This window comes from Buttiauxella sp. A111, from assembly GCF_014189855.1.
Lineage (GTDB): Bacteria > Pseudomonadota > Gammaproteobacteria > Enterobacterales > Enterobacteriaceae > Buttiauxella > Buttiauxella selenatireducens.
This window is the reverse complement of sequence record NZ_BJFN01000001.1, coordinates 1317444-1343012: the sequence shown is the minus strand read 5'-3', so window position 1 is coordinate 1343012 and position 25569 is coordinate 1317444. Positions and strand designations below refer to the sequence as shown.

The following is a 25569-nucleotide window of genomic DNA, read 5'->3' as shown; positions in this document are numbered from 1 at the left end:
GACCGATATAAAAAGCCAGCGCAAGCTGGCTTTTTTGTCTTTTTATTCTAGCAGAACGGGCGTCCAGTCAATCGTGGGTTGGTTGCGTTCAGTCAGATACTGATTGGTTTTAGAGAAGTGCCCACACCCCAGAAAACCACGATGTGCCGATAAAGGCGAGGGATGAGGAGCTTGTAAAACGTGATGGCGGCTCCTGTCAATAAAACTGCCTTTCTTCTGCGCATGCGATCCCCACAGTAAAAAGACGATGCCTTCACAGTGCTCGTTAATCAGCGCAATCACCTTATCAGTGAATGTTTCCCAGCCTAATTTCGCATGCGAATGCGCATTACCCGCCTCGACAGTTAATACTGTGTTGAGTAAAAGCACGCCCTGACGCGCCCAGCTTTCGAGATAACCATGATTGGGCTGCACAAAATCAGCAATGTCGCTTTGCAACTCTTTGTACATATTCTTTAAAGAGGGTGGCACAGCAACCCCAGGCAGAACAGAGAATGCCAGACCGTGTGCTTGTCCTGGGCCGTGATAGGGGTCTTGTCCAAGGATGACGACTTTCACATCACCAAGCTCAGTAAATCTGAACGCATTGAAGACGTCTTTCTGAGGTGGGTATACAGTGACCCCGGCAGCACGACGCTCAGCAACGGTTGCCAGCGCATTTGTGAAATAGGGTTGTTGCTTTTCTTGTGCCAGCACATCGTGCCAGGTGAGGTGGGTCGTCATCTCGCTCTCCTGCGATTCGAAATGCGACTAGCTTAACGGCTTCTTTCTTCTAAGCAAATGAATGAGCTACTGATAAAAGGTAAACCTAAAAAAAGTTGAAAATTTACATAATTTTTAACTTCTGTGAAATGAGCTAAGTTGATGTAAAACAAATAAATGATATGATAGCCACATCAGTGGTATGGGATTAATTGATTTAAATCAAAGTTTGGCGTGTGTTTGGCTAGTATAAAGATCAGTAACGCAACAATGGTTTTACCAATGAGCCAGTTTATGGCCCGAAATAGAATCACAAAATTATCCATAGGGAGAAATATAATGATTACTGGTATCCAAATTACTAAAGCTGCAAATGATTCACTCCTGAACTCTATCTGGTTGCTGGACAGCGAGAAAGGCGAAGCGCGTTGTGTATGTGCTAAAGCCGATTTTGCAGAAGACGAAGTTGTAGCAGTGAGCAAATTGGGTGAGTTTGAGTATCGTGAAATCCCAGTTGAAGCAAAACCTGAAGTTCGTGTAGAAGGTGGTCAGCATCTGAACGTGAACGTTCTGCGTCGTGAAACTTTGGAAGATGCTGTTAAACATCCAGAAAAATACCCACAGCTGACCATCCGTGTGTCTGGCTATGCGGTACGTTTCAACTCATTGACTCCAGAACAACAGCGTGACGTGATTGCTCGTACTTTCACTGCTAGCCTGTAATTTTTAAACTGTAGTTTTCAAAATATAGAAAAAAGCCGGTGGCAGATGCACCGGCTTTTTTTATGGGTTTGATTCAGTAACTATTATGAAACAGTTAAAACACTGACTCTGATCGTAAAAAAACCGCCTCAATTGAGACGGTTTTTATATTCGCTGACGAATTATTCAGCTGATTCGTTTTTTGCACTGCTTGGTTTGCGGCGCTTACCGACGTTCTTTTTATCGCGCAGACGGACTTTCACACGCGGCTTTTCTTTGTCGTCTTTTTTCTTCTCTTCGCGCTTCGCGAGTACTTTCTTCGACGGCTTACCAGTGAGTTTCTCACTCGGCGCACGCGTTGTAGGGCGCAGCTCATCAATGACACGCGATTTCATCGGTTCTTTCATGTAGCGAGTGACTTTGCCAAGCAGCAAATGGTCATGCGCTTCAACCAGAGAAATAGCGGTACCTTTAAGGCCAGCACGACCCGTACGCCCGATACGATGCAGATAGGTATCAGCGGTACGCGGCATGTCGAAGTTAAACACGTGGCTCACTTCTGGAATATCAATACCACGCGCGGCAACATCGGTAGCAATCAACACGTTAACGCGGCCATCAGTCAAACGCTTGATAGCTTCGGTACGCTTCATCTGCACCATTTCGCCTTCGAGATAACAGGTGTTGATACCCGCTTCACGCAGCCATGCCACTAACTCATGCACACGATCGCGTTTACGTACAAACACGATTGAACGCGTGGTATCCGGCTGTTGTAGCAAATGCACCAGTAGTGCAGTTTTATGCTCAACGTTGTCCGCACGGTAGTACCACTGGTGAATTTTCTTACGCTCACGCGTTGAAGATGTTGCAGAAACTTCAACAGGGTCTTCTAACAAACGCTCTGCGAAATTCTTAATCGCATCGCCTTCAAGCGTCGCGGAGAACAGCATGGTTTGTTTGCGCCAGCGAGTTTCTGCAGCAATGGTTTCGATATCCTGCGCAAAGCCCAGATCCAACATGCGATCGGCTTCATCAAGAATTAGTGTCTCTACCGCACGGCAATCAAAGTTTTCTTCTTTGATGTATTGCAGCAGGCGACCCGTCGTTGCAACAACGATATCTTGGTTTTCGCTAAACACTTCAGCGTGGTTCATATAAGCCACGCCACCTGTGATTGTTGCGATATCAAGATGAGTATGTTTTGCCAGTTCACGAGCGTGATCGGCCACTTGCATTGCCAGTTCACGCGTTGGCGTGACGATCAAAATACGTGGTGGGCCAGATTTCTTACGCGGGAAATCGACCAAATGCTGTAACACAGGCAGCAAATAAGCGGCTGTTTTACCGGTACCGGTTGGAGCGGAACCGAGGACATCACGCCCTTCAAGTGCAGGTGGAATGGCGGCAGCCTGAATAGCTGTCGGGCGGGTAAAGCCCTTGTCCTGGAGCGCGAGCAACAAGCTCTCGTCAAGTTCCAGTTCGGAAAAAGTGGTTACAGTCATGGTCTTCCTCTATGTAGGGCGCCGATTATAGACGTTATGGCTGCGATCTTCATCTGTTTGTGTGGGTAACTGACGCTTTTCCTGGCAGCAAGTTTCCCCTATGCTACTCCAGTTTCTCTACAGGGTAGCTAAGATGTGCAGTCAAAAAGTAGTTTTGCGTCGTGATGGATTCACCTTTAAACAGTTCTTTGTCGCGCACGATCGATGCGCAATGAAAGTCGGTACCGATGGCACGTTGTTGGGCGCGTGGGTCCCCGTCGCTAAAGTTAAAAATGTACTGGATATTGGCACGGGTAGTGGGTTGCTGGCGTTGATGCTGGCGCAACGTACGCCTGAGAATGTCACTGTTGATGCCGTAGAACTTGATCCTCTTGCCGCTGAGCAAGCCGCAGAAAATGCCGCAGGATGCAAATGGGCTTCACGTATCAATGTTCATTGCGCTGATATTCGTGAGTGGGCGCAACAAGCTACACAACGCTATTCGTTGATTGTAAGCAATCCACCCTTTTTTTCACAGGGCAGTGATTGTGCATCCCCTGAACGTGCGCAGGCTCGATATACCACGACACTTGACCATCAAGCGTTGTTGAGCAGTGCCACGCAATTGATTACTGAAGACGGTTTTTTCTGTGTGATTATGCCTGAAACGTCGGGAACGGCTTTTACTGAGCTGGCAAAAACACAAGGATGGTTTGTTCGTTATCGTACTGATATTGCAGATAATGAAACGCGGTTGCCCCATCGTGTGATGTTGGCGCTTTCGCCGACTGACGGGGAGTATTTTACCGATCGTTTGATTATTCGTGGGCCAGACCAGCAATATTCCGAAGGTTACTGTGGCCTGACCCAGGACTTCTATTTGTTTATGTAAAGCGGCGAAAGAATGCTTGGCCCGGAGTTTTCGTCCAAGTCCGGGTAGTCCAGCGTGTAGTGTAAACCCCGGCTTTCTTTTCGCATCATGGCACAGCGCACAATTAGCTCTGCAACCTGCACCAGGTTGCGCAGTTCCAGTAAATTGTTCGACACACGGAAGTGGGAATAGTACTCGTCGATTTCCTGCTGCAACATGGTAATTCTGCGCAATGCTCTTTCCAGGCGGCGCGTGGAACGTACAATCCCGACGTAATCCCACATAAACAGACGAAGCTCATGCCAGTTATGCTGGATAACCACCTGCTCATCTGGGTTATCGACCCGACTGTCATCCCAGTCAGGCAACGACCTGGAAATGCGAGCGTATGGCATGCGCTTCATTATATCTTCCGCAGCGGACCAGCCATAAACCAGACATTCTAATAACGAATTCGATGCCATACGGTTTGCGCCATGCAGACCGGTATAAGTGACCTCTCCAATAGCGTACAAGCCATCAACGTCAGTACGACCATTTTCATCGACCATCACACCGCCGCAGGTATAGTGGGCAGCGGGCACCACGGGTACGGGTTCTTTTGTGAGATCGATACCCAGCCCCATAAGTTTTTCGTAAATGGTTGGGAAATGGTGGCGCACAAACTCTTCTGGCTTGTGGCTGATATCCAGATACATGCAATCGGCACCCAGACGTTTCATCTCATGATCAATTGCACGCGCAACGATGTCCCGCGGAGCCAGTTCGCCGCGCTCATCAAAATCAGGCATAAAGCGGCTGCCATCCGGGCGCTTGAGGTAAGCACCCTCACCGCGCAATGCTTCGGTTAACAGGAAATTACGTGCCTGTGGATGGAAGAGGGCTGTGGGATGGAACTGATTAAACTCCAGATTGGCAACACGGCAACCAGCACGCCATGCCATGGCAATACCGTCACCGGAGGAAATATCTGGGTTGGTCGTATATTGATAAACCTTCGACGCACCACCAGTGGCTAAAACCACGGCTTTCGCACGGCAAGTTTCCACTTTCTCTCGGTTACGGTTCCAGATCCAGGCCCCCACGACACGTCGCGTGCCGGGTAGACCGATTTTATCTGAAACAATAAGGTCGACTGCGTTACTACGCTCGATGACACGAATGTTTGGATGACTCAACGCTTTGCCGACCAGCGTAGTCTCAACCTCTTTACCCGTGGCGTCTGCAGCATGGAGAATGCGGCGATGGCTATGTCCACCTTCACGAGTTAAATGGTAGCTTTCGGCGCCATTTTCCTGGATCTCAGTATCAAACAACACACCCTGATCGATTAACCACTGCACACAATGGCGTGCATTACTGGCGACAAACTCTACCGCTTCTCGATCGCAAATTCCGGCGCCTGCAATCAGCGTATCTTCGACATGTGAATCGATGCTATCCGTTTCATCAAACACTGCGGCAATGCCACCCTGAGCATAGAAAGTCGAGCCTTCATTTATTGGCCCTTTACTCAGAACAATAACTTTGCAGTTTTCGGCAAGCCGTAAAGCCAGAGAGAGGCCAGCAGCTCCGCTACCGACGATTAATACATCACAAGCGAGTTCGGAATTTGCGTTCATCGTGTTTAATTTACTAAACAAAGGTTGGGCCAGCATATCACCCGATGTGGGCTGTAACACGCTTTTTTTAAACCAGTGTTATATCAACTAAACATGAGGAGGGTTTTATTCAGTTTCATCCGAATAATAGCGTTAATAAGCACTTTTTCGTGCCAGCTCACCGTTAGTGGCAGATTTTCTAATGAAAAATCATGATTCATGCGATACTCTGCATGAATATAGCGATCGCCTTTTAGGACAAAAAAGGTGTCACCGTTTGTGCCATGAAACTTATAATCAAGAAGAGATAATTCGTGGAACAGATCAGGAAAACAATGGCGTAATGGAACTTTGCTCAAATCGAGCGCTCCAACCGTGAACTTGCTCATTTATGCAGAGTTCGGATGGCTTTTCAATTACGCGTGGAAATAGGTTTGGGGAGATATTACCTCGGATGAGCGAGCAGTTAACGGATCAGGTCCTCGTCGAACGGGTCCAGAAGGGAGATCAGAAGTCATTTAATTTACTGGTGGTTCGCTATCAGCATAAAGTGGCGAGCCTGGTTTCCCGCTATGTACCATCAGGAGATGTTCCTGACGTGGTGCAGGAGTCATTCATCAAAGCTTATCGCGCATTGGATTCATTCCGTGGCGATAGTGCGTTTTATACATGGTTGTACCGCATAGCGGTCAACACGGCAAAAAATTATCTGGTTGCTCAGGGTCGTCGTCCTCCATCAAGCGATGTGGATGCAATTGATGCGGAAAACTACGAAAGTGGCAGTGCATTGAAAGAAATTTCGAACCCTGAGAACTTAATGTTGTCTGAAGAACTGAGACAAATAGTTTTCCGTACTATTGAGTCACTCCCGGAAGATTTACGCATGGCAATTACGCTGCGGGAGTTGGATGGTTTGAGCTATGAAGAAATAGCCGCCATCATGGATTGCCCGGTAGGGACTGTCCGTTCTCGTATTTTCCGTGCACGGGAAGCTATTGATAATAAAGTTCAACCGCTTATCAGGCGTTGACGATAGCGGGTTACTGGAAGGGTAATTAGGCATGCAGAAAGAACAGCTTTCCGCTTTAATGGATGGGGAAACTCTGGATAGCGAGCTGCTAAGCGTCTTATCACAAGACAAATCATTGCAGCAACGCTGGGAGAGCTACCACCTAATCCGCGACACTATGCGCGGCGATACCAGTGAATTGCTTCATTTTGATATTGCAGCCAATGTCATGGCGGCGATCGAAAATGAACCAGTGCGTCATGTCACGCCACTTATTACAGAACAACAGCCTGAACCTCAACAATGGCAAAAAATGTCGTTCTGGAAAAAGGTACGTCCTTGGGCCAGCCAATTAACCCAAGTGGGTGTTGCTGCATGCGTATCGCTTGCGGTAATTGTTGGCGTGCAGCACTATAATGGCCAATCTGACAATCCTGCACAGCCTGAAGCACCTGTGTTCAATACTTTACCTATGATGGGTAAAGCGAGCCCGGTCAGCTTGGGTGTTCCTTCTGACAGTACTGCAAGCACTGGTCAGCAGCAGGTACAGGAACAACGTCGACGTATCAATGCAATGCTGCAAGATTATGAATTGCAGCGTCGTTTACACGCCGAGCAACTCCAGTTTGAACAGGCACAAACCCAGCAAGCTGCGGTACAAGTGCCAGGTAACCAAACGTTAGGAACTCAATCGCAGTAATGAAGCAACTTTGGTATGCACTGTCTCTTATGACAAGCAGCCTGTTGTTCAGCTCAAATGCCTCGGCGGACACTGTTTCGTCCGGGGCATTGTTGCAGCAGATGAACCAGGCGAGTCAGTCACTCAATTATGAGTTGGCATTTATCAGCATTAATAAGCAAGGGATAGAGTCCTTACGCTATCGCCATGCAAGGCTTGATAATCGTCCACTTGCGCAATTGCTTCAGATGGATGGCCCACGCCGAGAAGTTGTCCAGCGTGGCAGTGAAATCAGCTATTTTGAACCTGGACTTGAGCCATTTACGCTCACGGGGGACTACATCGTTGATTCGCTTCCATCAATCGTCTACACCGACTTCAAACGCTTGACGCCTTATTACGACTTCATTTCTGTCGGACGGACGCGTATTGCCGATCGTCTGTGCGAAGTCATTCGAGTCGTGGCACGAGATGGCACCCGATACAGCTATATGGTGTGGATGGACTCGGAAACGAAATTACCGCTGCGTGTTGATTTGCTGGACCGTGATGGTGAGACGCTGGAGCAATTCCGCGTTATCTCTTTTAACGTCAGCAAAGAAGCTAATGGCATGATGCAAAGTCTGGCGAAGGCAAATTTACCACCTTTGCTGTCAGTGCCTGGTGCAGAGAAAATCAATTTTACCTGGGCACCTACTTGGTTGCCGCAAGGTTTTAGTGAAGTCTCCAGCAGCCGCCGTCCATTGCCGACCGTTGATGTTCCAATTGAATCACGCCTTTACTCTGACGGTTTGTTTAGCTTCTCGGTCAACATTAGTCGGGCTGCCAGCAATAGCACCGATCAGATACTGCGCACTGGGCGTCGCACAGTGAGTTCTGAAATTCGGGATAAAACTGAAATCACTATTGTTGGTGAGCTGCCGCCACAAACGGCAAAACGTATTGCTGACAGCATCAAATTCAGGACTGCGCAATGATTAAGGAGTGGGCAACAGTCATCTCCTGGCAAAAGGGTGAAGCATTGTTGAGTTGTGACGTAAAAGCGTCATGCAGTAGCTGTGCTTCACGCGCAGGCTGTGGCAGCCGTATTCTCAACAAACTCGGTCCGCAAACGAATCACACCTTATCGGTTGCTTGTGATACACCGCTGGTGGCGGGTCAAAAAGTCGAGTTGGGTATTGCTGAAGGTAGCCTGATAGGTTCTGCGTTACTGGTTTACATGTCCCCGCTGGTTGGTTTATTTGTGGTCTCAGCCCTGTTCCAGGCGCTGTTTGGTACCAACCTTGCGGCGATTTGTGGGGCATTGATAGGCGGAGTGGGCGGTTTTCTTATCGCGCGTGAATTCTCATTGAAATTCAGTCGCCGTGAAACCTGGCAACCCGTTATTCTCAGCGTTGCGCTACCGCCAAATGCTCTAAGAGTCGAAACGACGACTTCTGCGGACAGCCAGTGACGTCTACGCTGCTCGCAATCTTTTAGACACACTTTCCGTAGGTCTTTCATCTCTCAACTACGCTTGCAAGATGACCTGTTTCCTCGCTTTCTCGTTGTAGTGTAGAATGCGGCGTTTCAGGCAAAAGACAGCCATTGACATCACGCTCTGTACAGCGCATTGCGCCGAGCTTTCCCGGATTTGTAAGGCATAAAAACCTCTAACTATGAAGAATATACGTAACTTTTCTATTATTGCCCACATCGACCACGGCAAATCGACGCTGTCTGACCGTATTATCCAAATTTGCGGTGGCTTGTCCGATCGTGAAATGGAAGCCCAGGTTCTTGACTCCATGGATCTGGAGCGTGAACGTGGTATTACCATTAAAGCGCAAAGCGTAACGCTGGATTACAAAGCAAGCGATGGTGAAACTTATCATCTGAATTTCATCGACACCCCAGGCCACGTTGACTTCTCTTATGAAGTTTCCCGTTCTTTGGCTGCTTGTGAAGGTGCTTTGCTGGTCGTAGATGCTGGTCAGGGTGTTGAAGCTCAGACTCTGGCAAACTGCTATACCGCCATGGAAATGGATCTGGAAGTGGTTCCAGTCCTGAACAAAATTGACCTACCAGCAGCCGATCCTGAACGTGCTGCGCAGGAAATCGAAGATATCGTTGGCATTGATGCAACAGATGCTGTGCGTTGCTCGGCAAAAACTGGCTTCGGTGTGACGGATGTTCTCGAACGTCTGGTCCGTGATATCCCTGGACCTGAAGGTGATCCGGACGCGCCCCTGCAGGCACTGATCATTGACTCCTGGTTCGATAACTATCTTGGTGTTGTCTCTTTGGTGCGTATTAAAAACGGCACCATGAAGAAAGGCGATAAGATCAAGGTGATGAGTACCGGCCAGGTTTATAACGCTGACCGTCTGGGTATCTTCACGCCAAAACGTGTTGATCGTGATGTGCTGGGTTGCGGCGAAGTAGGCTGGTTGGTCTGTGCAATCAAAGACATCCTCGGTGCACCAGTGGGCGATACCTTGACCCTTTCACGTAATCCGGCAGAAAAAGCGCTGCCAGGTTTTAAAAAGGTGAAACCGCAGGTATATGCGGGTCTGTTCCCGGTAAGCTCTGACGATTACGAAAACTTCCGTGATGCGTTGGGCAAACTCAGCCTGAATGATGCGTCTTTATTCTTTGAACCAGAAAGCTCTACCGCGTTAGGCTTTGGCTTCCGCTGCGGCTTCCTGGGTCTGCTGCACATGGAAATCATTCAGGAACGTCTGGAACGTGAATACGATCTTGATCTGATTACCACAGCACCTACCGTAGTTTACGAAGTCGAAACCACCAGTGGTGAGACGATTTATGTAGATAGCCCATCCAAGCTGCCAGCATTGAATAACATTGCTGAGCTGCGTGAGCCGATTGCTGAGTGTCATATGCTGATGCCTCAGGAATATCTGGGTAGCGTTATCACGCTGTGTATCGAGAAGCGTGGCGTGCAGACCAATATGGTTTACCACGGTAACCAGGTTGCGCTGACCTATGAAATCCCAATGGCTGAAGTGGTACTCGACTTCTTCGACCGTCTGAAATCAACGTCCCGCGGCTATGCTTCTCTGGACTACAACTTCAAGCGTTTCCAGACGTCAGACATGGTGCGTGTTGATGTACTGATTAACGGCGATCGCGTTGATGCCCTGGCGTTAATTACTCACCGTGGAAATTCGCAGTTCCGTGGACGTCAGCTGGTCGAGAAGATGCAAGAATTGATCCCTCGCCAACAGTTCGACATTGCAATTCAGGCGGCGATCGGCGCACATATCATTGCGCGTTCTACTGTTAAACAGTTACGTAAAAACGTATTGGCAAAATGCTACGGCGGTGACGTAAGCCGTAAGAAAAAGCTGTTGCAGAAACAGAAAGACGGTAAGAAGCGTATGAAGCAAGTCGGCAACGTCGAACTGCCTCAGGAAGCCTTCCTCGCCATTCTGCATGTTGGCAAAGACAGCAAATAAATTAAGGAGTTGGCATGGCGAATATGTTTGCGCTAATCCTCGTGATAGCGACGCTGGTAACAGGTCTTCTATGGTGTATTGATAAATTTATCTTTGCGCCAAAGCGTCGGGAAAAACAGGCGGCAGCGCAAGCTGCCACTGGCGATGCACTTGATAGCAAAACGCTAAAAAAAGTCGCACCGAAACCAGGTTGGTTAGAAACGGGGGCATCCGTATTCCCGGTGCTCGCTATTGTCTTGATCGTGCGTTCGTTTATTTACGAACCGTTCCAGATTCCATCAGGATCAATGATGCCAACGTTATTAATTGGTGATTTTATTCTGGTGGAAAAATTTGCATACGGTATTAAAGATCCGATTTACCAGAAAACGCTAATTGAAACGGGTCATCCTAAACGTGGCGATATTGTGGTGTTCAAATATCCACAAGATCCACGTCTTGATTACATCAAGCGTGCAGTCGGTTTGCCGGGTGATCGTGTCAGCTACGATCCTGTCGCTAAAGAAGTGACTGTTCAGCCAAATTGTAGTTCTGGTCAGGCGTGTGATAACGCACTGCCAATCACTTATAGCCATGTAGAGCCAAGTGATTTTGTGCAGACTTTTGCGCGTCGTAACGGTGGTGAAGCAAACTCTGGTTTCTTCCAGTTGCCGTTGAACCAGACCAAAGAAGACGGTATCCGCCTGTCTGAGCGCAAAGAAACACTGGGAGATGTGTCTCACCGCATTCTGACCGTGCCAATTGCACAGGACCAACTGGGGATGTATTACCAGCAACCTGGTCAACAACTGGCGACGTGGATTGTACCGCCGGGTCATTACTTCATGATGGGTGATAACCGCGATAACAGCGCTGATAGCCGTTACTGGGGCTTTGTTCCTGAGGCGAATCTGGTGGGTAAAGCGACTGCAATCTGGATGAGTTTTGATAAACAAGAGGGTGAATGGCCAACGGGTGTTCGTTTAAGCCGTATTGGCGGAATTCATTGATCAATTAAATCCATTCAAGTGACGACATACCTTGTCGTTGCGTATAGAATATCCCCCCGTATTAGGTTGGCTCCCGAAAGGGAGCCACGGCAAACGAAACAGCGTTGGTTCTTTTTTTCAGGTCTGTTCCGTGTGCTGAATAATTGACGCATTCATTAATTGGTATCGCATGAACCCCATCGTAATTAATAGGCTGCAGCGTAAGCTGGGCTACACTTTTGTACATCAGGATCTGTTGCAACAGGCATTAACGCATCGCAGTGCCAGCAGCAAACATAATGAGCGTCTTGAGTTTTTAGGCGACTCCATTCTTAGCTACGTTATTGCAAACGCGCTATATCATCGTTTTCCTCGAGTAGATGAAGGCGATATGAGCCGTATGCGTGCGACGCTGGTACGCGGAAATACGTTGGCAGAAATTGCCCGCGAATTTGAATTAGGCGAATGTCTGCGCCTTGGGCCGGGCGAATTGAAAAGCGGCGGTTTCCGTCGCGAATCTATTCTGGCCGATACCGTCGAAGCCTTAATTGGTGGTGTGTTCCTCGACAGCGATATCCAGAATGTTGAGCGTTTAATTCTTTCCTGGTATCAATCTCGTCTGGATGAAATTAGCCCAGGCGATAAGCAAAAAGACCCTAAGACGCGTCTGCAAGAGTATTTGCAGGGTCGCCACTTACCGCTGCCATCTTATTTGGTTGTGCAGGTTCGTGGTGAAGCGCACGATCAGGAATTTACCATTCACTGTCAGGTGAGTGGCCTGCCTGAGCCGGTGATTGGTACCGGTTCAAGCCGCCGTAAAGCGGAACAGGCTGCAGCTGAGCAGGCGCTTATCAAGCTGGAGCTGGAATAATGAGCGAAGAACAAACCTTTTGCGGATTCGTGGCCATCGTTGGTCGCCCAAATGTCGGCAAATCCACGCTGCTAAACCAGTTGCTTGGGCAAAAAATCTCTATCACTTCTCGTAAAGCGCAGACCACTCGTCACCGCATTATGGGTATCCATACCGAAGGCCCGTATCAGGCGATTTACGTTGATACCCCAGGGCTGCATATGGAAGAAAAGCGTGCTATCAACCGTTTGATGAACAAAGCGGCCAGCAGTTCTATCGGTGACGTTGAGCTGGTTATCTTTGTGGTTGAAGGGACTAAGTGGACCGCAGATGATGAGATGGTGCTCAACAAGCTGCGTGACGCTCGTGCGCCGGTTATTCTGGCGGTCAACAAAGTTGATAACGTCCAGGATAAAGGCGTTTTGCTGCCACATCTCCAGTTCCTTGGCAGCCAGATGAACTTCCTCGATATCGTACCGATCTCTGCTGAAAACGGTATGAACGTGGACACTATTGCCAGCATCGTTCGTAAGCGTCTGCCAGAAGCGACCCATCACTTCCCGGAAGATTACATCACCGACCGTTCACAGCGCTTTATGGCATCTGAAATCATCCGTGAAAAACTGATGCGTTTCCTCGGTGCTGAACTGCCGTATTCTGTGACTGTTGAAATCGAACAGTTCGTGTCTAACGCCCGTGGCGGTTATGACATTAACGGCCTGATTCTGGTTGAACGCGAAGGCCAGAAGAAGATGGTGATTGGCAACAAAGGCGCCAAGATCAAAACCATCGGTATCGAAGCACGTAAAGACATGGAAGAGATGTTCGAAGCCAAAATCCACCTTGAACTGTGGGTTAAGGTGAAATCCGGATGGGCAGATGACGAGCGCGCGCTGCGTAGCCTGGGTTACACCGACGATTTGAAATAAGAAAATGGAAGGCTGGCAAAGGGCTTTTGTCCTGCATAGTCGCCCCTGGAGCGAAACCAGCCTTCTACTTGACCTCTTTTCTGAAGAGTCCGGGCGTGTTCGCCTCATCGCGAAAGGCGCTCGTTCTCGCCGCTCTAACCTCAAAGGGACGTTACAACCCTTTACCCCCTTGCTGGTTCGCTGGGGCGGTCGTGGTGAAGTTAAAACACTGCGAAGCGCCGAAGCTGTCTCACTGGCACTCCCACTTAGTGGTATCACGCTCTACAGCGGCCTGTACGTGAATGAACTGGTTTCACGCGTGCTGGAAGATGAAACGCGCTTTTCCGAATTATTCTTCGACTACCTCCACTGTATCCAGGCATTAGCGGGAACCAGCGGTTCACCGGAACCGGCTTTGCGCCGTTTTGAATTGGCGTTGCTGGGGCACCTGGGTTATGGCGTGGATTTCTTACACTGCGCAGGTAGCGGGGAAGAAGTCAGCGACACCATGACTTACCGCTATCGTGAAGAAAAAGGGTTTATCGCAAGCCTGGTGGTGGATAACCGCAGTTTCACCGGGCATGAATTAAAAGCTCTGGCGAACCGTGAATTTCCTGATATCGCAACCTTACGGGCTGCGAAACGCTTTACTCGTATGGCTTTGAAACCCTATCTGGGTGGCAAACCCCTCAAAAGTCGCGAGTTATTCCGTCAGTTTGTGCCCAAAAAACCACCACTTAAATCACCTCAAGACCCGCAATAACGCCTGGTCGTAGCCATGCTTTCCTTACCGGGTGTAAACTGCCGGAACTCAAACCTATTCTGAACTCGAGGATTGTCATGGCTGAATTACTGTTAGGCGTAAACATTGATCACATCGCAACTTTGCGTAATGCACGCGGCACGGCATATCCAGACCCGGTGCAGGCGGCATTTATCTGCGAGCAAGCAGGCGCTGACGGTATTACGGTTCACCTGCGAGAAGATCGCCGCCACATCACCGACCGCGATGTCCGCATTCTGCGCCAGACCCTCGATACGCGTATGAATCTGGAAATGGCCGTCACTGAAGAGATGATTGGCATTGCTTGTGAAACCAAACCACATTTTTGTTGCCTGGTGCCTGAAAAGCGTCAGGAAGTGACGACTGAAGGTGGACTGGATGTCGCCGGTCAGCTCGATAAAATGCGTGATGCCTGCAAACGTCTGGCGGATGCCAATATTTTGGTTTCCCTGTTTATTGATGCTGACCACGCACAAATTGATGCCGCTGTAGCCGTTGGCGCACCGTATATCGAAATTCATACGGGTTGCTACGCCGATGCAAAAGACGAAGAGACTCAGGCGAAAGAACTGGCTCGAATCGCTGAAGCCGCAACCTATGCTGCAGGTAAAGGCCTGAAAGTGAATGCCGGACACGGTCTGACTTATCACAATGTTAAAGCCATTGCTCGCCTGCCTGAAATGCATGAGCTGAATATCGGCCATGCGATTATTGGCCGTGCGGTCATGAGCGGTTTGAAGGAAGCTGTGGCAGAAATGAAACGTCTGATGCAGGAAGCGCGTAGCTAATGGCTATTCTCGGCCTTGGCACTGATATCGTTGAGATAGCGCGTATTGAAAGCGTTATCTCACGTTCGGGTGATCGACTGGCGAAGCGTGTGCTCAGTGCCAACGAATGGCTGCAATACCAGGCGCACCAGCAACCGGTGCGCTTTCTTGCTAAACGTTTTGCTGTAAAAGAAGCGGCGGCCAAAGCCTTTGGCACCGGGATACGTAACGGTCTTGCGTTTAATCAGTTCGAAGTGTTTAACGACCCGTTGGGTAAACCGCAGCTACGCTTTTGGGAAGAGGCCGAGCGAGTCGCGCAAAGAATGGGTGTCCGTTCGGTGCATGTGACACTTGCCGACGAACGGCACTATGCCTGTGCGACGGTTATTATCGAGAATTAAAGCTTGTCGGCGTGGTGCAACTGGACAAACTTATCCCACAGTTGCTCTTCGTTTTCGATGCGCGCTGGATCGCTGATGATGGTGTTAGGGATCGGGCAAACTTTCTGGCAGGTGGGTGTTTCGTAGTGTCCGACGCACTCGGTGCAACGATCGGCGTTGATCTCATAAATGTTGTCCCCCATGGAAATGGCTTCGTTCGGGCACTCCGGCTCGCACATATCGCAGTTAATACATTTTTTGGTGATGAGCAGCGCCATGGGAAGATCTCAGAAACAACAGAAACAGGGCGGGCATTATACGCCCAATCTCTGATCAAACCAGTTTTTTTACCAGGGCTTCACTGTGGCGAATACGCTTCGGTGCGTGCTCCAGATCCCGTTGTACCAGCGCCATAAATAGCAAATCGGTCAGCATCATCTGCGCACTGGTCGATGAAATTGCCGCACTACGCGTCGCTTGTTCTTCGGCGATGGTATACAAGCACAGCGTTGCACGTTGTTGTAATGCGTTGGGGGTAAAGCCGGTAATGGCGAGGATTTTTGCCCCGGTGCGTAAGGTTTCATCTGCGGCGAGATTTATCTCACGCCGTTCACCAGAATAGGAAATCGCCAACAGCACATCGTCACTGTTTGAGGATTGTGCCGTTGCCAGTAATGCGTGCATGTCTTGCTCCGCCACGGCATTAATGCCAATTTTCATCAGCTTCCAGGCAAAATTCTTAGCGACCAGGCCGGACGCGCCAATTCCTACCAGCAGCACGCGTCGTGCATTTCGCAACATGTCCACGCTCGCCAGCAGCTTTTCTTCGCTGTTGACATCAAGCGTGGCGTGCATCGCCGCCAAATTATCCTTAATGAGCTTTTCACCCACTAAACGCAGCGGGTCATCACCCAAAATCAAATTATGAACAGGGACGGATTGTCGTTCCGGATTGCTGGCGAGCGCTTCACTGATTGCCAGTTTGAGGGCTGGAAAGCCTTTGAAACCCAGCTTTTGGGAAAACTTCACCACGCTGGACTGGCTCACACCTGCCTCGGCGGCGAGTTGCTGTGAACTTAAATGACGCGCGTAGTCGGGCTTCTCCAGCAAAAAGTCAGCCAGTCTACGGTCGCTTTGTGCCAGGGTTGGGTAGCGGCTTCGAATACGCAGTAAGCAGTTCATTTCCTCTCCAGTCAGTCGGGGCAATTATGTGAGCGACGCCATAGTAACGTAAATTTTGCTTGCCATGATATCGGTGCATGCTTGGGCGGTGCGAATCAGTTACTGGAAAGTGGCGATGGTGATGACCTTTAGCATTTCAGGTTAATGTTGCCGGAAAAGTGATGTTCTATCTGTTAGGCTTTCTGATAGCGGTAATCGCCGGGTTCTTATTTACATGGTTTATGGGTTTTAATGATCCAGAGGAGTAACGTTTGGCAATTCAGAGTGAGCGTCGGGTGGTTTTTTTCGATTTAGATGGCACCTTGCATCAGCAGGATATGTTCGGCAGCTTCTTGCGCTACCTGCTGCGCCATCAACCCCTCAATCTGTTACTTGTCGCGCCGCTCCTGCCGGTGATAGGTGGCGCGTTGCTGATAAAAGGACGCGCCGCTCGCTGGCCGATGAGCCTGTTATTGTGGGGCGCAACCTTTGGTCACAGCGAAACGCGCCTCAAGCAGTTGGAAACAAATTTTGTGACATGGTTTCGCAACCGCGTTACCGCTTTTCCCGTGGTACAGCAGCGCCTGACCGATTACCTCACCAGTTCAGATGCTGATGTGTGGTTGATTACCGGTTCTCCGCAACCGCTGGTGCAGCAGGTTTATTTTGATACGCCGTGGCTGCCAAAAGTTAAGCTTATCGCCAGCCAAATCAAGCGCTCCCACGGTGGGTGGGTACTCACATTGCGTTGCCTGGGGCATGAAAAAGTATCACAGCTCGAACAGCAAATTGGTACACCATTGCAACTCTACAGCGGGTATAGCGACAGCAATCAGGACAACCCCTTGCTCTATTTCTGCCAACACCGCTGGCGCGTCACGCCGCAAGGGCAGTTGCAGCAATTGGAATGATGCTATTTCGCCTCACATAAGATCTCTCTATACCCAAAATAATTCGAGCTGCATCGCGGCGGCAAGTTTACGAATCCCGATGAGCTTAGTTAACTAAGTGATTCGGGTGAGTGAATGCAGCCAACAAAGATGCAGTTTGAAGAATGAAGGGTATATAATGCGCCGCCCGAATCTAGCCCGGAGACTCCCTTGTCAGAACGCGAATTTACCCACGAACACTGGATGCGTCATGCATTGACCCTCGCTCGTCGTGCATGGGAAGAAGGTGAAGTGCCGGTTGGCGCGGTGTTGGTGCATAAAAACCAGGTGATAGGTGAGGGCTGGAACCGACCTATTGGCCGACATGATCCGACAGCGCATGCGGAAATTATGGCGCTGCGACAGGGCGGTTTGGTTTTGCAAAACTATCGTCTGCTGGAAACCACGCTGTATGTCACCCTTGAGCCTTGCGTAATGTGTGCAGGGGCGATGGTTCATGGCCGCATCGGTAATTTGGTGTTTGGCGCGCGTGATGCCAAAACCGGCGCAATCGGATCGCTAATGGATGTGCTGGGTCATCCTGGTATGAATCACCAGGTTACGGTGACTGAGGGCGTTTTGGCAGAAGAGTGTTCGGCCATGCTGAGTGATTTTTTTCGAGCCCGCCGTCTTGAGAAAAAGGCCCTAAAGGAAAAGGCCCGAAGCTCGGAATAGCCAACTCGACTGGCGCAACGACTGGATACGCCTCGGCATATTTAAGCTCTTGCGCTTCCTGTTTCTCTTTCTCGAGTAAGTACCCTACCAGGCTGATGTAATATTTCCGGATATTCTCCACATACGCATACGCCTCATGGCCACGGGCGTATCCATAAGTTGTTTTCGAGTAATACTGTTTTTGGCTAAGTAATGGCAGTCGTGTTTTTACATCTGCCCAACTATCCGGATTGCCTTTTTGTTTCGCCGTCAGTTGGCGGGCATCAAGCATATGGGCATACCCCATGTTATAAGCCGTCAGCGCGAACCATATCTGTTCATCCTTTGGCACACTGTCAGGGACTTTTGCCACCATATCCTTCAAATAACGGCTTCCCCCTTGAATGCTTTGCTCCGGATCTAGCCGGTCAGTGACACCGAGACTTTGTGCGGTATTTTTGGTGAGCATCATCAGCCCGCGCACACCGGTTGGAGAGGTAGCCTGGTTATCCCAGTGTGATTCCTGATAAGAGATGGCTGCCAGCAAGCGCCAGTCCAGTTCGGTGGCATACTTTTCGAATAATGGTTGTAATTCTGGCAGAACGGCATCTACCGCTTTGAGGAACGTGCGGGTATCGACGTAATCAAAATCCCCAACATGGCCGAGATACTTTTCTTCCAGACGCGCAAAAGTGTCGTCACTGTTGAGGCGGTTATAGAAGTCGAGCAGGGCGGCGGACAGGCTATCATCGCTGTCTAATGCGCTGAACCAGGTTACTGGCTGTTCGTCGGTGATATCCAGGGCAACAGCAAGCTGCGGATGAACGCGCTGGAAAGTGCTGATTGCGACAGAATCGGCAATGGTAAAAGCAATCTTCCCTTCCACCACTTGCTGCATCAGCTCTGTACTGCTGAGTTGCTCATTAATACGCCAGCTCAAATCAGGGTATTTTTGTTGTTTAAGTTTGTTCAACGCGCTAAGCGATGTGACACCAGGCGAAAGCACCAATTGGTTTTCTTTGATGCCAGCCAACGTCTTCGGGCGCGGGCTGCCTATGCGATAAACCATCTGCTGCGAAACGGAATAATAGACCGGACCTGCCCGGTAATGTTGACTGCGCTGCGTGTCGTACACCAGGCCCGCGGCGATAATATCGGCCTTGCCATTATCAATGTCGTCAAACAGCTCTTGAATATTTGGGCGAACAGTCACTTCCAGCTTTACGCCAAGGTAATGGGCAAACTGTTCTGCTAACTCATAATCGAGGCCAATTTGTTTGCCCTGATAAAGGGTATAAGTCAGAGGCGACTCAATTGTACTGACGCGCAAAATCCCCCGCTCTTGAATGGCGGCGATGCGGTTTTCGGCTTGTCCGAACCAGGGAATGGAGGGCCAAAGCGCCACTGCCAGCAACACGGTTACGGCACCGATAAGCAGATAATTAATTTTAAATCTTTTCAAATAGTTAATCTGCGATGAGGCGTCGAGTCTTAGCTAACAACAGGCTTCAAAAATGGAGGTTATACAATAAGGTGTGGCGCATTTTGCTTAACAAAACGCCACTGTGCAACTTATTCAACATTTCTGGTTAATGTTTCATCAACGAAAACTAATCCATATATTTCTACGCAAACGGTTTCGTCATGGCGGCGGATTATCTATAATGGCGCCCGTTTTCCCCTTGCGCCCACTGAAGCGTCCCCCTGGCGTTTCGAAGACGAGAGATCTTTGATGATGGAAATTCTGCGTGGTTCGCCCGCTTTATCGGCATTTCGTATTAACAAATTACTGGCCCGTTTTAATGACGCCAACCTTCCGGTCAGCGACATTTATGCCGAGTATGTTCACTTTGCCGATCTCGATGCGCCGCTAACGGCTGAAGAGCACGCCCGTCTGCAACGGTTGTTGAAATATGGTCCAACCCTTGCCGACCACGCCCCGACCGGCCACTTAATTCTGGTCACGCCGCGTCCTGGTACCATCTCACCCTGGTCCTCTAAAGCGACTGATATTGCCCACAACTGTGCGCTTGCCAATGTTAAGCGACTGGAACGCGGTGTGGCGTACTACGTAACTGGCAGCACGCTGACACAGGCGCAGCGCCAGGACGTTGCCGCACTTTTGCATGACCGCATGATGGAAAGCGTGTTTGACTCGCTTAATGATGCGCAGCAACTGTTCTCACATCATCAGCCTGCACCTGTGCAAAGCGTTGACCTGTTATCTCAAGGTCGTGAAGCACTGGTTGAAGCTAACATTCGTCTGGGGCTTGCCCTGGCAGAAGACGAAATCGATTATTTGCAGGATGCGTTCACCAAACTGGGACGCAACCCGAACGACATCGAGCTGTATATGTTCGCGCAGGCAAACTCCGAGCATTGCCGTCACAAAATCTTCAACGCCGACTGGATTATTGATGGCGTTGAGCAGCCTAAATCGCTGTTCAAAATGATTAAAAACACCTTTGAGAAAACCCCGGACTACGTGTTATCGGCTTACAAAGATAACGCCGCAGTCATGGAAGGTTCGGTGGTAGGGCGTTTCTTTGCCGATCACGAAGCAGACCGTTATGACTTCCACCAGGAAGATGCGCATATCCTGATGAAGGTCGAAACGCATAACCATCCAACGGCTATCTCTCCATGGCCGGGTGCCGCGACCGGTTCCGGTGGTGAAATCCGTGATGAAGGTGCGACAGGCCGTGGTGCTAAACCCAAAGCGGGTCTGGTCGGATTCTCTGTTTCCAACTTACGTATTCCTGGCTTTGAACAGCCGTGGGAAGAAGATTTCGGTAAGCCTGACCGCATCGTGACGGCGCTGGATATCATGACTGACGGCCCATTGGGTGGTGCAGCATTTAACAACGAATTTGGTCGTCCGGCGCTGACGGGCTACTTCCGTACTTACGAAGAACAAGTCAACAGCCATAACGGCGTAGAACTGCGTGGCTACCATAAGCCCATCATGCTGGCAGGCGGTATCGGTAACATTCGTGCTGACCATGTTCAGAAAGGCGACATCACCGTTGGCGCAAAACTGATTGTCCTCGGCGGCCCGTCCATGAACATTGGTTTGGGTGGCGGAGCGGCTTCTTCTATGGCGTCCGGCCAGTCAGATGCCGATCTGGATTTTGCTTCTGTACAGCGCGACAACCCAGAAATGGAGCGTCGTTGCCAGGAAGTTATCGATCGTTGCTGGCAGTTAGGTGATGCCAACCCAATCCTGTTTATTCATGATGTGGGGGCGGGCGGCCTTTCTAACGCGATGCCTGAACTGGTGAATGACGGTGGCCGAGGCGGGCGCTTCGATCTGCGTAAAATTCTCAACGACGAACCTGGCATGAGCCCGCTGGAAGTGTGGTGTAACGAATCCCAGGAGCGTTATGTTCTGGCTGTTGCACCTGACCAGTTGCCACTGTTTGATGAACTCTGCCGCCGCGAGCGTGCGCCGTACGCCGTTATCGGTGAAGCCACCGAAGAAAAACATCTGACGCTCAGCGACAGCCACTTCGACAACCAGCCGATTGATATGCCGCTGGACGTTCTGCTCGGTAAAACCCCGAAAATGGAACGTAACGTTGAAACCCTGAAAGCGAAGGGCGATGCTCTGGATTGCCGCAATATTACTATTGCTGATGCGGTAAATCGTGTGCTGCATTTGCCTACAGTGGCTGAAAAAACCTTCCTGGTGACCATCGGTGACCGCTCAGTAACCGGTATGGTTGCTCGCGATCAGATGGTTGGACCGTGGCAGATTCCGGTGGCTAACTGTGCGGTCACCACCGCAAGCCTGGATAGCTACTATGGCGAAGCGATGTCTCTTGGCGAACGTGCACCGGTTGCGTTGCTGGACTTTGCAGCATCAGGCCGTCTGGCGGTCGGTGAAGCGCTGACCAACATTGCTGCTACGCAAATTGGCGCACTCAATCGCATCAAGCTTTCAGCAAACTGGATGTCAGCAGCCGGCCATCCGGGTGAAGACGCAGGTCTGTACGAAGCCGTGAAAGCCGTCGGTGAAGAACTTTGCCCGACGCTTGGCCTGACGATTCCAGTGGGCAAAGACTCAATGTCGATGAAAACCCGCTGGCAGGAAGGTAACGAGCAGCGCGAGATGACCTCTCCACTGTCACTGGTTATCACGGCGTTTGCCCGTGTCGAAGATGTACGTCGCACCGTGACACCACAACTGCACACCGAAGATAACGCCCTGTTGCTGATTGATTTGGGGGCTGGCCATAACGCATTGGGCGCAACGGCGCTGTCTCAGGTTTACCGTCAGTTAGGCGACAAGCCTGCTGATGTTCGCAGCGCAGAACAGCTTAAAGGCTTCTTTAATGCGATTCAGGCGCTGGTGGCGGAACAGAAATTACTGGCTTACCACGACCGTTCCGACGGTGGTCTGTTGGTGACGCTGGCAGAAATGGCGTTTGCCGGTCACTGTGGCGTGGAGGCGAATATCGCCACGCTGGGTAACGATCATCTGGCAGCACTGTTCAACGAAGAGTTGGGTGCGGTGATTCAGGTGAAAGCGGCGGATCGCGCAGCAGTTGAGAAAACCCTGGCAGACCACGGTCTGGCGGAGTGTGTTCACTTCCTCGGTAAAGCCGTTGCCGGTGACCGTTTCACGCTGACAGCCGATGGTCATGCCGTGTTTAGCGAAAGCCGCACTCAGCTTCGCATGTGGTGGGCAGAAACCACCTGGCAGATGCAGCGTCTACGTGACAACCCGGCCTGTGCTGATCAAGAACATGAAGCAAAAGCCAATGACAACGATCCTGGCCTGAACGTTAAACTGAGCTTCGATATCAAAGAAGATATTGCGGCGCCGTTCATCGCTAAAGGTGCTCGCCCTAAAGTTGCCGTGCTGCGTGAGCAGGGCGTTAACTCTCACGTTGAAATGGCTGCGGCCTTCCATCGTGCGGGCTTCGATGCCATCGATGTTCACATGAGTGATTTGCTGGAAGGTCGTCGCGGTCTGGAAGATTTCCAGGCGCTGGTGGCGTGTGGCGGTTTCTCTTACGGTGACGTTTTGGGCGCGGGCGAAGGCTGGGCTAAGTCGATTCTGTTTAACTCACGCGTGCGTGACGAATTTGAAACCTTCTTCCATCGTCCACAAACCCTGGCATTGGGTGTGTGCAACGGTTGCCAGATGATGTCGAACTTACGTGAGCTTATTCCTGGCAGCGACCTGTGGCCACGCTTTGTGCGTAACCATTCCGACCGTTTTGAAGCACGCTTCAGCCTGGTAGAAGTGACCTCCAGCCCGTCCTTACTGTTGCAGGGCATGGTCGGTTCACATATGCCAATCGCGGTTTCTCACGGTGAAGGTCACGTTGAAGTACGCGATGCGGCGCATCTGGCTGCTCTGGAAAGCAAGGGGCTGGTGGCGCTGCGCTTTATCGACAACTTCGGCAAAGTCACGCAGGACTACCCGGCTAACCCGAACGGTTCACCAAACGGCATAACGGCGGTTACCAACGAAAGCGGGCGCGTCACCATTATGATGCCGCATCCAGAGCGTGTGTTCCGTACAGTCAGCAACTCCTGGCACCCATTTGATTGGGGCGAGGATAGCCCGTGGATGCGCATTTTCCGCAATGCGCGTAAGCAACTCGGTTAAATAATCCTCCACACCTGACTCTGCCTATTTTCCCCCTCTCCTGCGGGAGAGGGGGAAGGCGACCGGCATTAACAACCCAATCCCTTCGCTGAGCCGAGGGGATTTTTTTGTCACCGATTCCCGACATATGGTAAATATAACTGTCTCAAATAGGTGACACTTAACTAATTGATTTTGTGATATATAAAAAATAGGCGTTTAAACCGTTGCTAAATGGCGACGCTGTGGGTGAAAAATAGTCAATCCAACAAATGAGCCATACAGTAAATAAACATAATAAAAACATTCATATATAAACTTAATAGCAAACATGGCACGCATGCTGCATAATACTGCGCAGTGGCTCATTCACCCTCTTATGTCAGCCCCCGCAAGGGTTGTGCTACATAAACCTTAGAATGACGCACACAAGGTGCCTGCCGTCCGACTTTTGATTATCGCCAGTCTCGTACTGCTTTATCATGCTCCGGGCGAAACGTTGAGTAAGGCGCCGCCTAATTCCAGAACAAAGGCAGAGATTATTCTCTGCCTTTGTCGTTTCTGAACTTTAAACTCCCTCCAATCCCCGCTAGCATCGAATAACTCACAATCCCAATGAGATGAAGCTTTTGAACCAGTGGCACTTTTTCCCGCGCTCTTTACGCCAGCTTGTGATAATGGCTTTTTTGTTGGTGCTGGTTCCGCTGTTGGTTCTGGCCTGGCAAGCATGGCAAAGCCTTAATGCGTTAAGCGATCAAGCGGCGCTCACCAACCGCACAACGCTTGTCGATGCACGTCGCAGTCAGGCCATGACGAACGTGGCACTGGAAATGGAGCGTAGCTACCGGCAGTACTGTGTGCTGGATGACGCCACGCTCGCCACGCTTTACCAGGGCCAGCGTAAGCGTTACGCGCAGATGCTTGAAGCCCATGCGGGTGTCTTGCCTGACAATCAACTTTATGACGTTCTGCGCAAGTCGCTAAACGACCTTGCCGACATAAAATGCAAAAATAGCGGGCCCGATACCGCCGCCGCTGCAAATCTTGAAACCTTTGCCAATAAAAATGCTGAGATGGTGCAAGCCACTCGGGCGGTCGTCTTTTCCCGTGGGCAGCAACTTCAGCAAGAAATTGCCGAGCGCGGACAATACTTTGGCTGGCAGGCGCTGGTGTTATTCCTGTTGAGTTTCGCGCTGGTCATTATCTTTACGCGCATGATCATCGGCCCGGTAAAAGGCATTGAACGGATGATTAACTTGCTTGGGGAAGGGCACTCACTGGGCAACACGGTGTTATTCAAAGGTGGGCCACGCGAATTGCGTTCGGTGGGGCAGCGGATTGTCTGGCTAAGCGAGCGCCTCTCGTGGCTTGAATCCCAGCGTCATGAGTTTTTACGCCATATTTCCCATGAACTAAAAACCCCACTTGCCAGCATGCGTGAAGGCACCGAACTGCTTGCCGATCAGGTCGTCGGCCCATTGACGAACGATCAAAAAGAAGTCGTAGAAATTCTGGATAGCAGTAGCCGTCACTTACAAAAATTGATCGAACAATTATTGGATTACAACCGCAAGCTGGCAGACGTACCGGTCGAACTGGAGAAAGTTGAGCTCGGGCCACTCATGGATGCGATTATTGCCGCTCACAGTTTGCCAGCACGGGCTAAAATGATGCGTACCGAGTGCAATTTAAGCCCGATGGCTTGCCTGGCAGAACCCATGTTGTTAGCGAGCGTGCTGGATAATCTCTACTCCAATGCGGTGCACTATGGGTCTGAATCCGGTACCATTTATCTACGAAGCTCGCAGAGGGGTAACATGCTCCAGATTGATGTCGCAAATACTGGCGACCCCATTCCACGTGCTGAGCGAGAGATGATCTTTGAACCTTTTTATCAGGGAAGCCACCAGCGAAAAGGTGCTGTAAAAGGTAGCGGTCTGGGTCTGAGTATTGCCCTGGATTGTATTCGTCGTATGCATGGCGAATTGCACCTGATTGACGATGAAACGGCAGATGTTTGCTTCCGTATCGAGTTGCCTGTATTTCCCGAGAAAAAATAAAAA

25 protein-coding genes and 1 pseudogene are annotated in these 25569 nt (G+C 50.3%); 19 read left to right on the top strand and 7 right to left on the bottom strand.

Annotated features, from left to right (window positions below; translation table 11 throughout):
- Nucleotides 1–42 precede the first annotated feature (42 nt).
- A complete protein-coding gene (gene ung, locus BSPA111_RS06090; protein ID WP_183270240.1) occupies nt 43–723 on the bottom strand; it encodes a uracil-DNA glycosylase in 681 nt (226 codons plus the stop codon).
- Nucleotides 724–1041: 318 nt separating this feature from the next.
- Between ung and grcA the strand changes: the two genes are divergently transcribed.
- A complete protein-coding gene (grcA, locus tag BSPA111_RS06085; protein WP_183270239.1) occupies nt 1042–1425 on the top strand; it encodes an autonomous glycyl radical cofactor GrcA in 384 nt (127 codons plus the stop codon).
- Nucleotides 1426–1586: 161 nt separating this feature from the next.
- Here the strand turns inward: grcA and srmB are convergent, their stop codons facing one another.
- Complete coding sequence (gene srmB, locus BSPA111_RS06080) at nt 1587–2909, bottom strand: ATP-dependent RNA helicase SrmB (RefSeq protein WP_183270238.1); 1323 nt, start codon at nt 2907–2909, stop codon at nt 1587–1589.
- A 133-nt stretch (nt 2910–3042) separates the two neighbouring features.
- Between srmB and BSPA111_RS06075 the strand changes: the two genes are divergently transcribed.
- Complete coding sequence (locus BSPA111_RS06075; protein WP_183270237.1) at nt 3043–3780, top strand: tRNA1(Val) (adenine(37)-N6)-methyltransferase; 738 nt, start codon at nt 3043–3045, stop codon at nt 3778–3780.
- Here BSPA111_RS06075 and nadB read toward each other — a convergent pair.
- Complete coding sequence (gene nadB / locus BSPA111_RS06070; protein WP_183270236.1) at nt 3765–5381, bottom strand: L-aspartate oxidase; 1617 nt, start codon at nt 5379–5381, stop codon at nt 3765–3767. The two genes, BSPA111_RS06075 and nadB, sit on opposite strands and share 16 nt — an antisense overlap.
- An 83-nt stretch (nt 5382–5464) precedes the next feature.
- Nucleotides 5465–5749, bottom strand: coding sequence for a hypothetical protein (locus tag BSPA111_RS06065; protein ID WP_183270235.1), 285 nt, complete (start codon nt 5747–5749; stop codon nt 5465–5467).
- On the opposite strand from BSPA111_RS06065, the gene BSPA111_RS22800 reads away from it, so the two are divergent.
- From BSPA111_RS22800 to acpS, 12 genes are all read left to right on the top strand, one after another.
- Entirely contained in the window at nt 5736–5792 is a 57-nt protein-coding gene (locus tag BSPA111_RS22800; RefSeq protein ID WP_370090880.1) for a hypothetical protein, read from the top strand. The two genes, BSPA111_RS06065 and BSPA111_RS22800, sit on opposite strands and share 14 nt — an antisense overlap.
- Before the next feature lie 22 nt (nt 5793–5814).
- Complete coding sequence (gene rpoE / locus BSPA111_RS06055; protein ID WP_016537822.1) at nt 5815–6390, top strand: RNA polymerase sigma factor RpoE; 576 nt, start codon at nt 5815–5817, stop codon at nt 6388–6390.
- Nucleotides 6391–6421: 31 nt separating this feature from the next.
- Entirely contained in the window at nt 6422–7069 is a 648-nt protein-coding gene (gene rseA / locus BSPA111_RS06050) for an anti-sigma-E factor RseA (protein WP_183270234.1), read from the top strand.
- Nucleotides 7069–8025 carry a sigma-E factor regulatory protein RseB gene (gene rseB / locus BSPA111_RS06045; RefSeq protein ID WP_183270233.1) on the top strand — a complete coding sequence of 319 codons (957 nt, stop codon included), beginning with the start codon at nt 7069–7071 and terminating at the stop codon, nt 8023–8025. Before rseA ends, rseB begins: the two co-directional genes overlap by 1 nt.
- Nucleotides 8022–8501: a SoxR-reducing system protein RseC gene (gene rseC, locus BSPA111_RS06040; protein ID WP_183270232.1), complete on the top strand. Its 480-nt coding sequence runs from the start codon at nt 8022–8024 to the stop codon at nt 8499–8501. The genes rseB and rseC overlap by 4 nt, the downstream gene beginning before the upstream one ends.
- A 205-nt stretch (nt 8502–8706) precedes the next feature.
- Nucleotides 8707–10506: a translation elongation factor 4 gene (gene lepA, locus BSPA111_RS06035; RefSeq protein WP_183270231.1), complete on the top strand. Its 1800-nt coding sequence runs from the start codon at nt 8707–8709 to the stop codon at nt 10504–10506.
- Between the two features lie 14 nt (nt 10507–10520).
- Nucleotides 10521–11495: a signal peptidase I gene (gene lepB, locus BSPA111_RS06030; RefSeq protein WP_183270230.1), complete on the top strand. Its 975-nt coding sequence runs from the start codon at nt 10521–10523 to the stop codon at nt 11493–11495.
- 169 nt (nt 11496–11664) lie between these two features.
- A complete protein-coding gene (gene rnc / locus BSPA111_RS06025; protein WP_034459305.1) occupies nt 11665–12345 on the top strand; it encodes a ribonuclease III in 681 nt (226 codons plus the stop codon).
- On the top strand, nt 12345–13253 hold the full coding sequence (gene era / locus BSPA111_RS06020; RefSeq protein WP_183270229.1) for a GTPase Era: 909 nt from the start codon (nt 12345–12347) through the stop codon (nt 13251–13253). Before rnc ends, era begins: the two co-directional genes overlap by 1 nt.
- Before the next feature lie 4 nt (nt 13254–13257).
- Nucleotides 13258–13995, top strand: a complete 738-nt coding sequence (gene recO, locus BSPA111_RS06015; protein ID WP_183270228.1) for a DNA repair protein RecO — start codon at nt 13258–13260, stop codon at nt 13993–13995.
- A gap of 77 nt (nt 13996–14072) precedes the next feature.
- The gene (gene pdxJ / locus BSPA111_RS06010; protein ID WP_183270227.1) at nt 14073–14804 is read left to right on the top strand and encodes a pyridoxine 5'-phosphate synthase; all 732 of its coding nucleotides are present in this window, start codon (nt 14073–14075) and stop codon (nt 14802–14804) included.
- Complete coding sequence (gene acpS / locus BSPA111_RS06005; RefSeq protein WP_064544373.1) at nt 14804–15184, top strand: holo-ACP synthase; 381 nt, start codon at nt 14804–14806, stop codon at nt 15182–15184. Before pdxJ ends, acpS begins: the two co-directional genes overlap by 1 nt.
- Here acpS and BSPA111_RS06000 read toward each other — a convergent pair.
- The gene (locus tag BSPA111_RS06000) at nt 15181–15441 is read right to left on the bottom strand and encodes a YfhL family 4Fe-4S dicluster ferredoxin (RefSeq protein WP_183270226.1); all 261 of its coding nucleotides are present in this window, start codon (nt 15439–15441) and stop codon (nt 15181–15183) included. The genes acpS and BSPA111_RS06000 overlap by 4 nt on opposite strands.
- A 55-nt stretch (nt 15442–15496) precedes the next feature.
- Entirely contained in the window at nt 15497–16345 is an 849-nt protein-coding gene (locus tag BSPA111_RS05995; RefSeq protein ID WP_183270225.1) for a MurR/RpiR family transcriptional regulator, read from the bottom strand.
- A gap of 69 nt (nt 16346–16414) precedes the next feature.
- Here BSPA111_RS05995 and BSPA111_RS05990 point away from each other — a divergent pair.
- From BSPA111_RS05990 to tadA, 3 genes and pseudogenes are all read left to right on the top strand, one after another.
- Nucleotides 16415–16593 (top strand): annotated as a pseudogene (locus BSPA111_RS05990) (PTS sugar transporter subunit IIC); the annotation flags it as partial.
- Nucleotides 16594–16602: 9 nt separating this feature from the next.
- On the top strand, nt 16603–17235 hold the full coding sequence (gene yfhb, locus BSPA111_RS05985) for a phosphatidylglycerophosphatase C (RefSeq protein ID WP_183270306.1): 633 nt from the start codon (nt 16603–16605) through the stop codon (nt 17233–17235).
- 222 nt (nt 17236–17457) lie between these two features.
- Nucleotides 17458–17928, top strand: coding sequence for a tRNA adenosine(34) deaminase TadA (gene tadA, locus BSPA111_RS05980; RefSeq protein WP_373925628.1), 471 nt, complete (start codon nt 17458–17460; stop codon nt 17926–17928).
- Here tadA and mltF read toward each other — a convergent pair.
- Nucleotides 17813–19369: a membrane-bound lytic murein transglycosylase MltF gene (mltF, locus tag BSPA111_RS05975; protein ID WP_183270223.1), complete on the bottom strand. Its 1557-nt coding sequence runs from the start codon at nt 19367–19369 to the stop codon at nt 17813–17815. The genes tadA and mltF overlap by 116 nt on opposite strands.
- A gap of 270 nt (nt 19370–19639) precedes the next feature.
- Between mltF and purL the strand changes: the two genes are divergently transcribed.
- Nucleotides 19640–23527: a phosphoribosylformylglycinamidine synthase gene (gene purL, locus BSPA111_RS05970; RefSeq protein WP_183270222.1), complete on the top strand. Its 3888-nt coding sequence runs from the start codon at nt 19640–19642 to the stop codon at nt 23525–23527.
- A gap of 599 nt (nt 23528–24126) precedes the next feature.
- Complete coding sequence (locus BSPA111_RS05965; RefSeq protein WP_373925617.1) at nt 24127–25566, top strand: sensor histidine kinase; 1440 nt, start codon at nt 24127–24129, stop codon at nt 25564–25566.
- Nucleotides 25567–25569: the final 3 nt, after the last annotated feature.

What these genes read in the sequence shown, in the direction of transcription:
- ung (WP_183270240.1), bottom strand. Translation starts at nt 723, where the DNA reads ATGACGACCCACCTCACCTGGCACGATGTGCTGGCACAAGAAAAGCAA.
- grcA (WP_183270239.1), top strand. Translation starts at nt 1,042, where the DNA reads ATGATTACTGGTATCCAAATTACTAAAGCTGCAAATGATTCACTCCTG.
- srmB (WP_183270238.1), bottom strand. Translation starts at nt 2,909, where the DNA reads ATGACTGTAACCACTTTTTCCGAACTGGAACTTGACGAGAGCTTGTTG.
- BSPA111_RS06075 (WP_183270237.1), top strand. Translation starts at nt 3,043, where the DNA reads ATGTGCAGTCAAAAAGTAGTTTTGCGTCGTGATGGATTCACCTTTAAA.
- nadB (WP_183270236.1), bottom strand. Translation starts at nt 5,381, where the DNA reads ATGAACGCAAATTCCGAACTCGCTTGTGATGTATTAATCGTCGGTAGC.
- BSPA111_RS06065 (WP_183270235.1), bottom strand. Translation starts at nt 5,749, where the DNA reads ATGAGCAAGTTCACGGTTGGAGCGCTCGATTTGAGCAAAGTTCCATTA.
- rpoE (WP_016537822.1), top strand. Translation starts at nt 5,815, where the DNA reads ATGAGCGAGCAGTTAACGGATCAGGTCCTCGTCGAACGGGTCCAGAAG.
- rseA (WP_183270234.1), top strand. Translation starts at nt 6,422, where the DNA reads ATGCAGAAAGAACAGCTTTCCGCTTTAATGGATGGGGAAACTCTGGAT.
- rseB (WP_183270233.1), top strand. Translation starts at nt 7,069, where the DNA reads ATGAAGCAACTTTGGTATGCACTGTCTCTTATGACAAGCAGCCTGTTG.
- rseC (WP_183270232.1), top strand. Translation starts at nt 8,022, where the DNA reads ATGATTAAGGAGTGGGCAACAGTCATCTCCTGGCAAAAGGGTGAAGCA.
- lepA (WP_183270231.1), top strand. Translation starts at nt 8,707, where the DNA reads ATGAAGAATATACGTAACTTTTCTATTATTGCCCACATCGACCACGGC.
- lepB (WP_183270230.1), top strand. Translation starts at nt 10,521, where the DNA reads ATGGCGAATATGTTTGCGCTAATCCTCGTGATAGCGACGCTGGTAACA.
- rnc (WP_034459305.1), top strand. Translation starts at nt 11,665, where the DNA reads ATGAACCCCATCGTAATTAATAGGCTGCAGCGTAAGCTGGGCTACACT.
- era (WP_183270229.1), top strand. Translation starts at nt 12,345, where the DNA reads ATGAGCGAAGAACAAACCTTTTGCGGATTCGTGGCCATCGTTGGTCGC.
- recO (WP_183270228.1), top strand. Translation starts at nt 13,258, where the DNA reads ATGGAAGGCTGGCAAAGGGCTTTTGTCCTGCATAGTCGCCCCTGGAGC.
- pdxJ (WP_183270227.1), top strand. Translation starts at nt 14,073, where the DNA reads ATGGCTGAATTACTGTTAGGCGTAAACATTGATCACATCGCAACTTTG.
- acpS (WP_064544373.1), top strand. Translation starts at nt 14,804, where the DNA reads ATGGCTATTCTCGGCCTTGGCACTGATATCGTTGAGATAGCGCGTATT.
- BSPA111_RS06000 (WP_183270226.1), bottom strand. Translation starts at nt 15,441, where the DNA reads ATGGCGCTGCTCATCACCAAAAAATGTATTAACTGCGATATGTGCGAG.
- BSPA111_RS05995 (WP_183270225.1), bottom strand. Translation starts at nt 16,345, where the DNA reads ATGAACTGCTTACTGCGTATTCGAAGCCGCTACCCAACCCTGGCACAA.
- tadA (WP_373925628.1), top strand. Translation starts at nt 17,458, where the DNA reads ATGCGTCATGCATTGACCCTCGCTCGTCGTGCATGGGAAGAAGGTGAA.
- purL (WP_183270222.1), top strand. Translation starts at nt 19,640, where the DNA reads ATGATGGAAATTCTGCGTGGTTCGCCCGCTTTATCGGCATTTCGTATT.
- BSPA111_RS05965 (WP_373925617.1), top strand. Translation starts at nt 24,127, where the DNA reads ATGAAGCTTTTGAACCAGTGGCACTTTTTCCCGCGCTCTTTACGCCAG.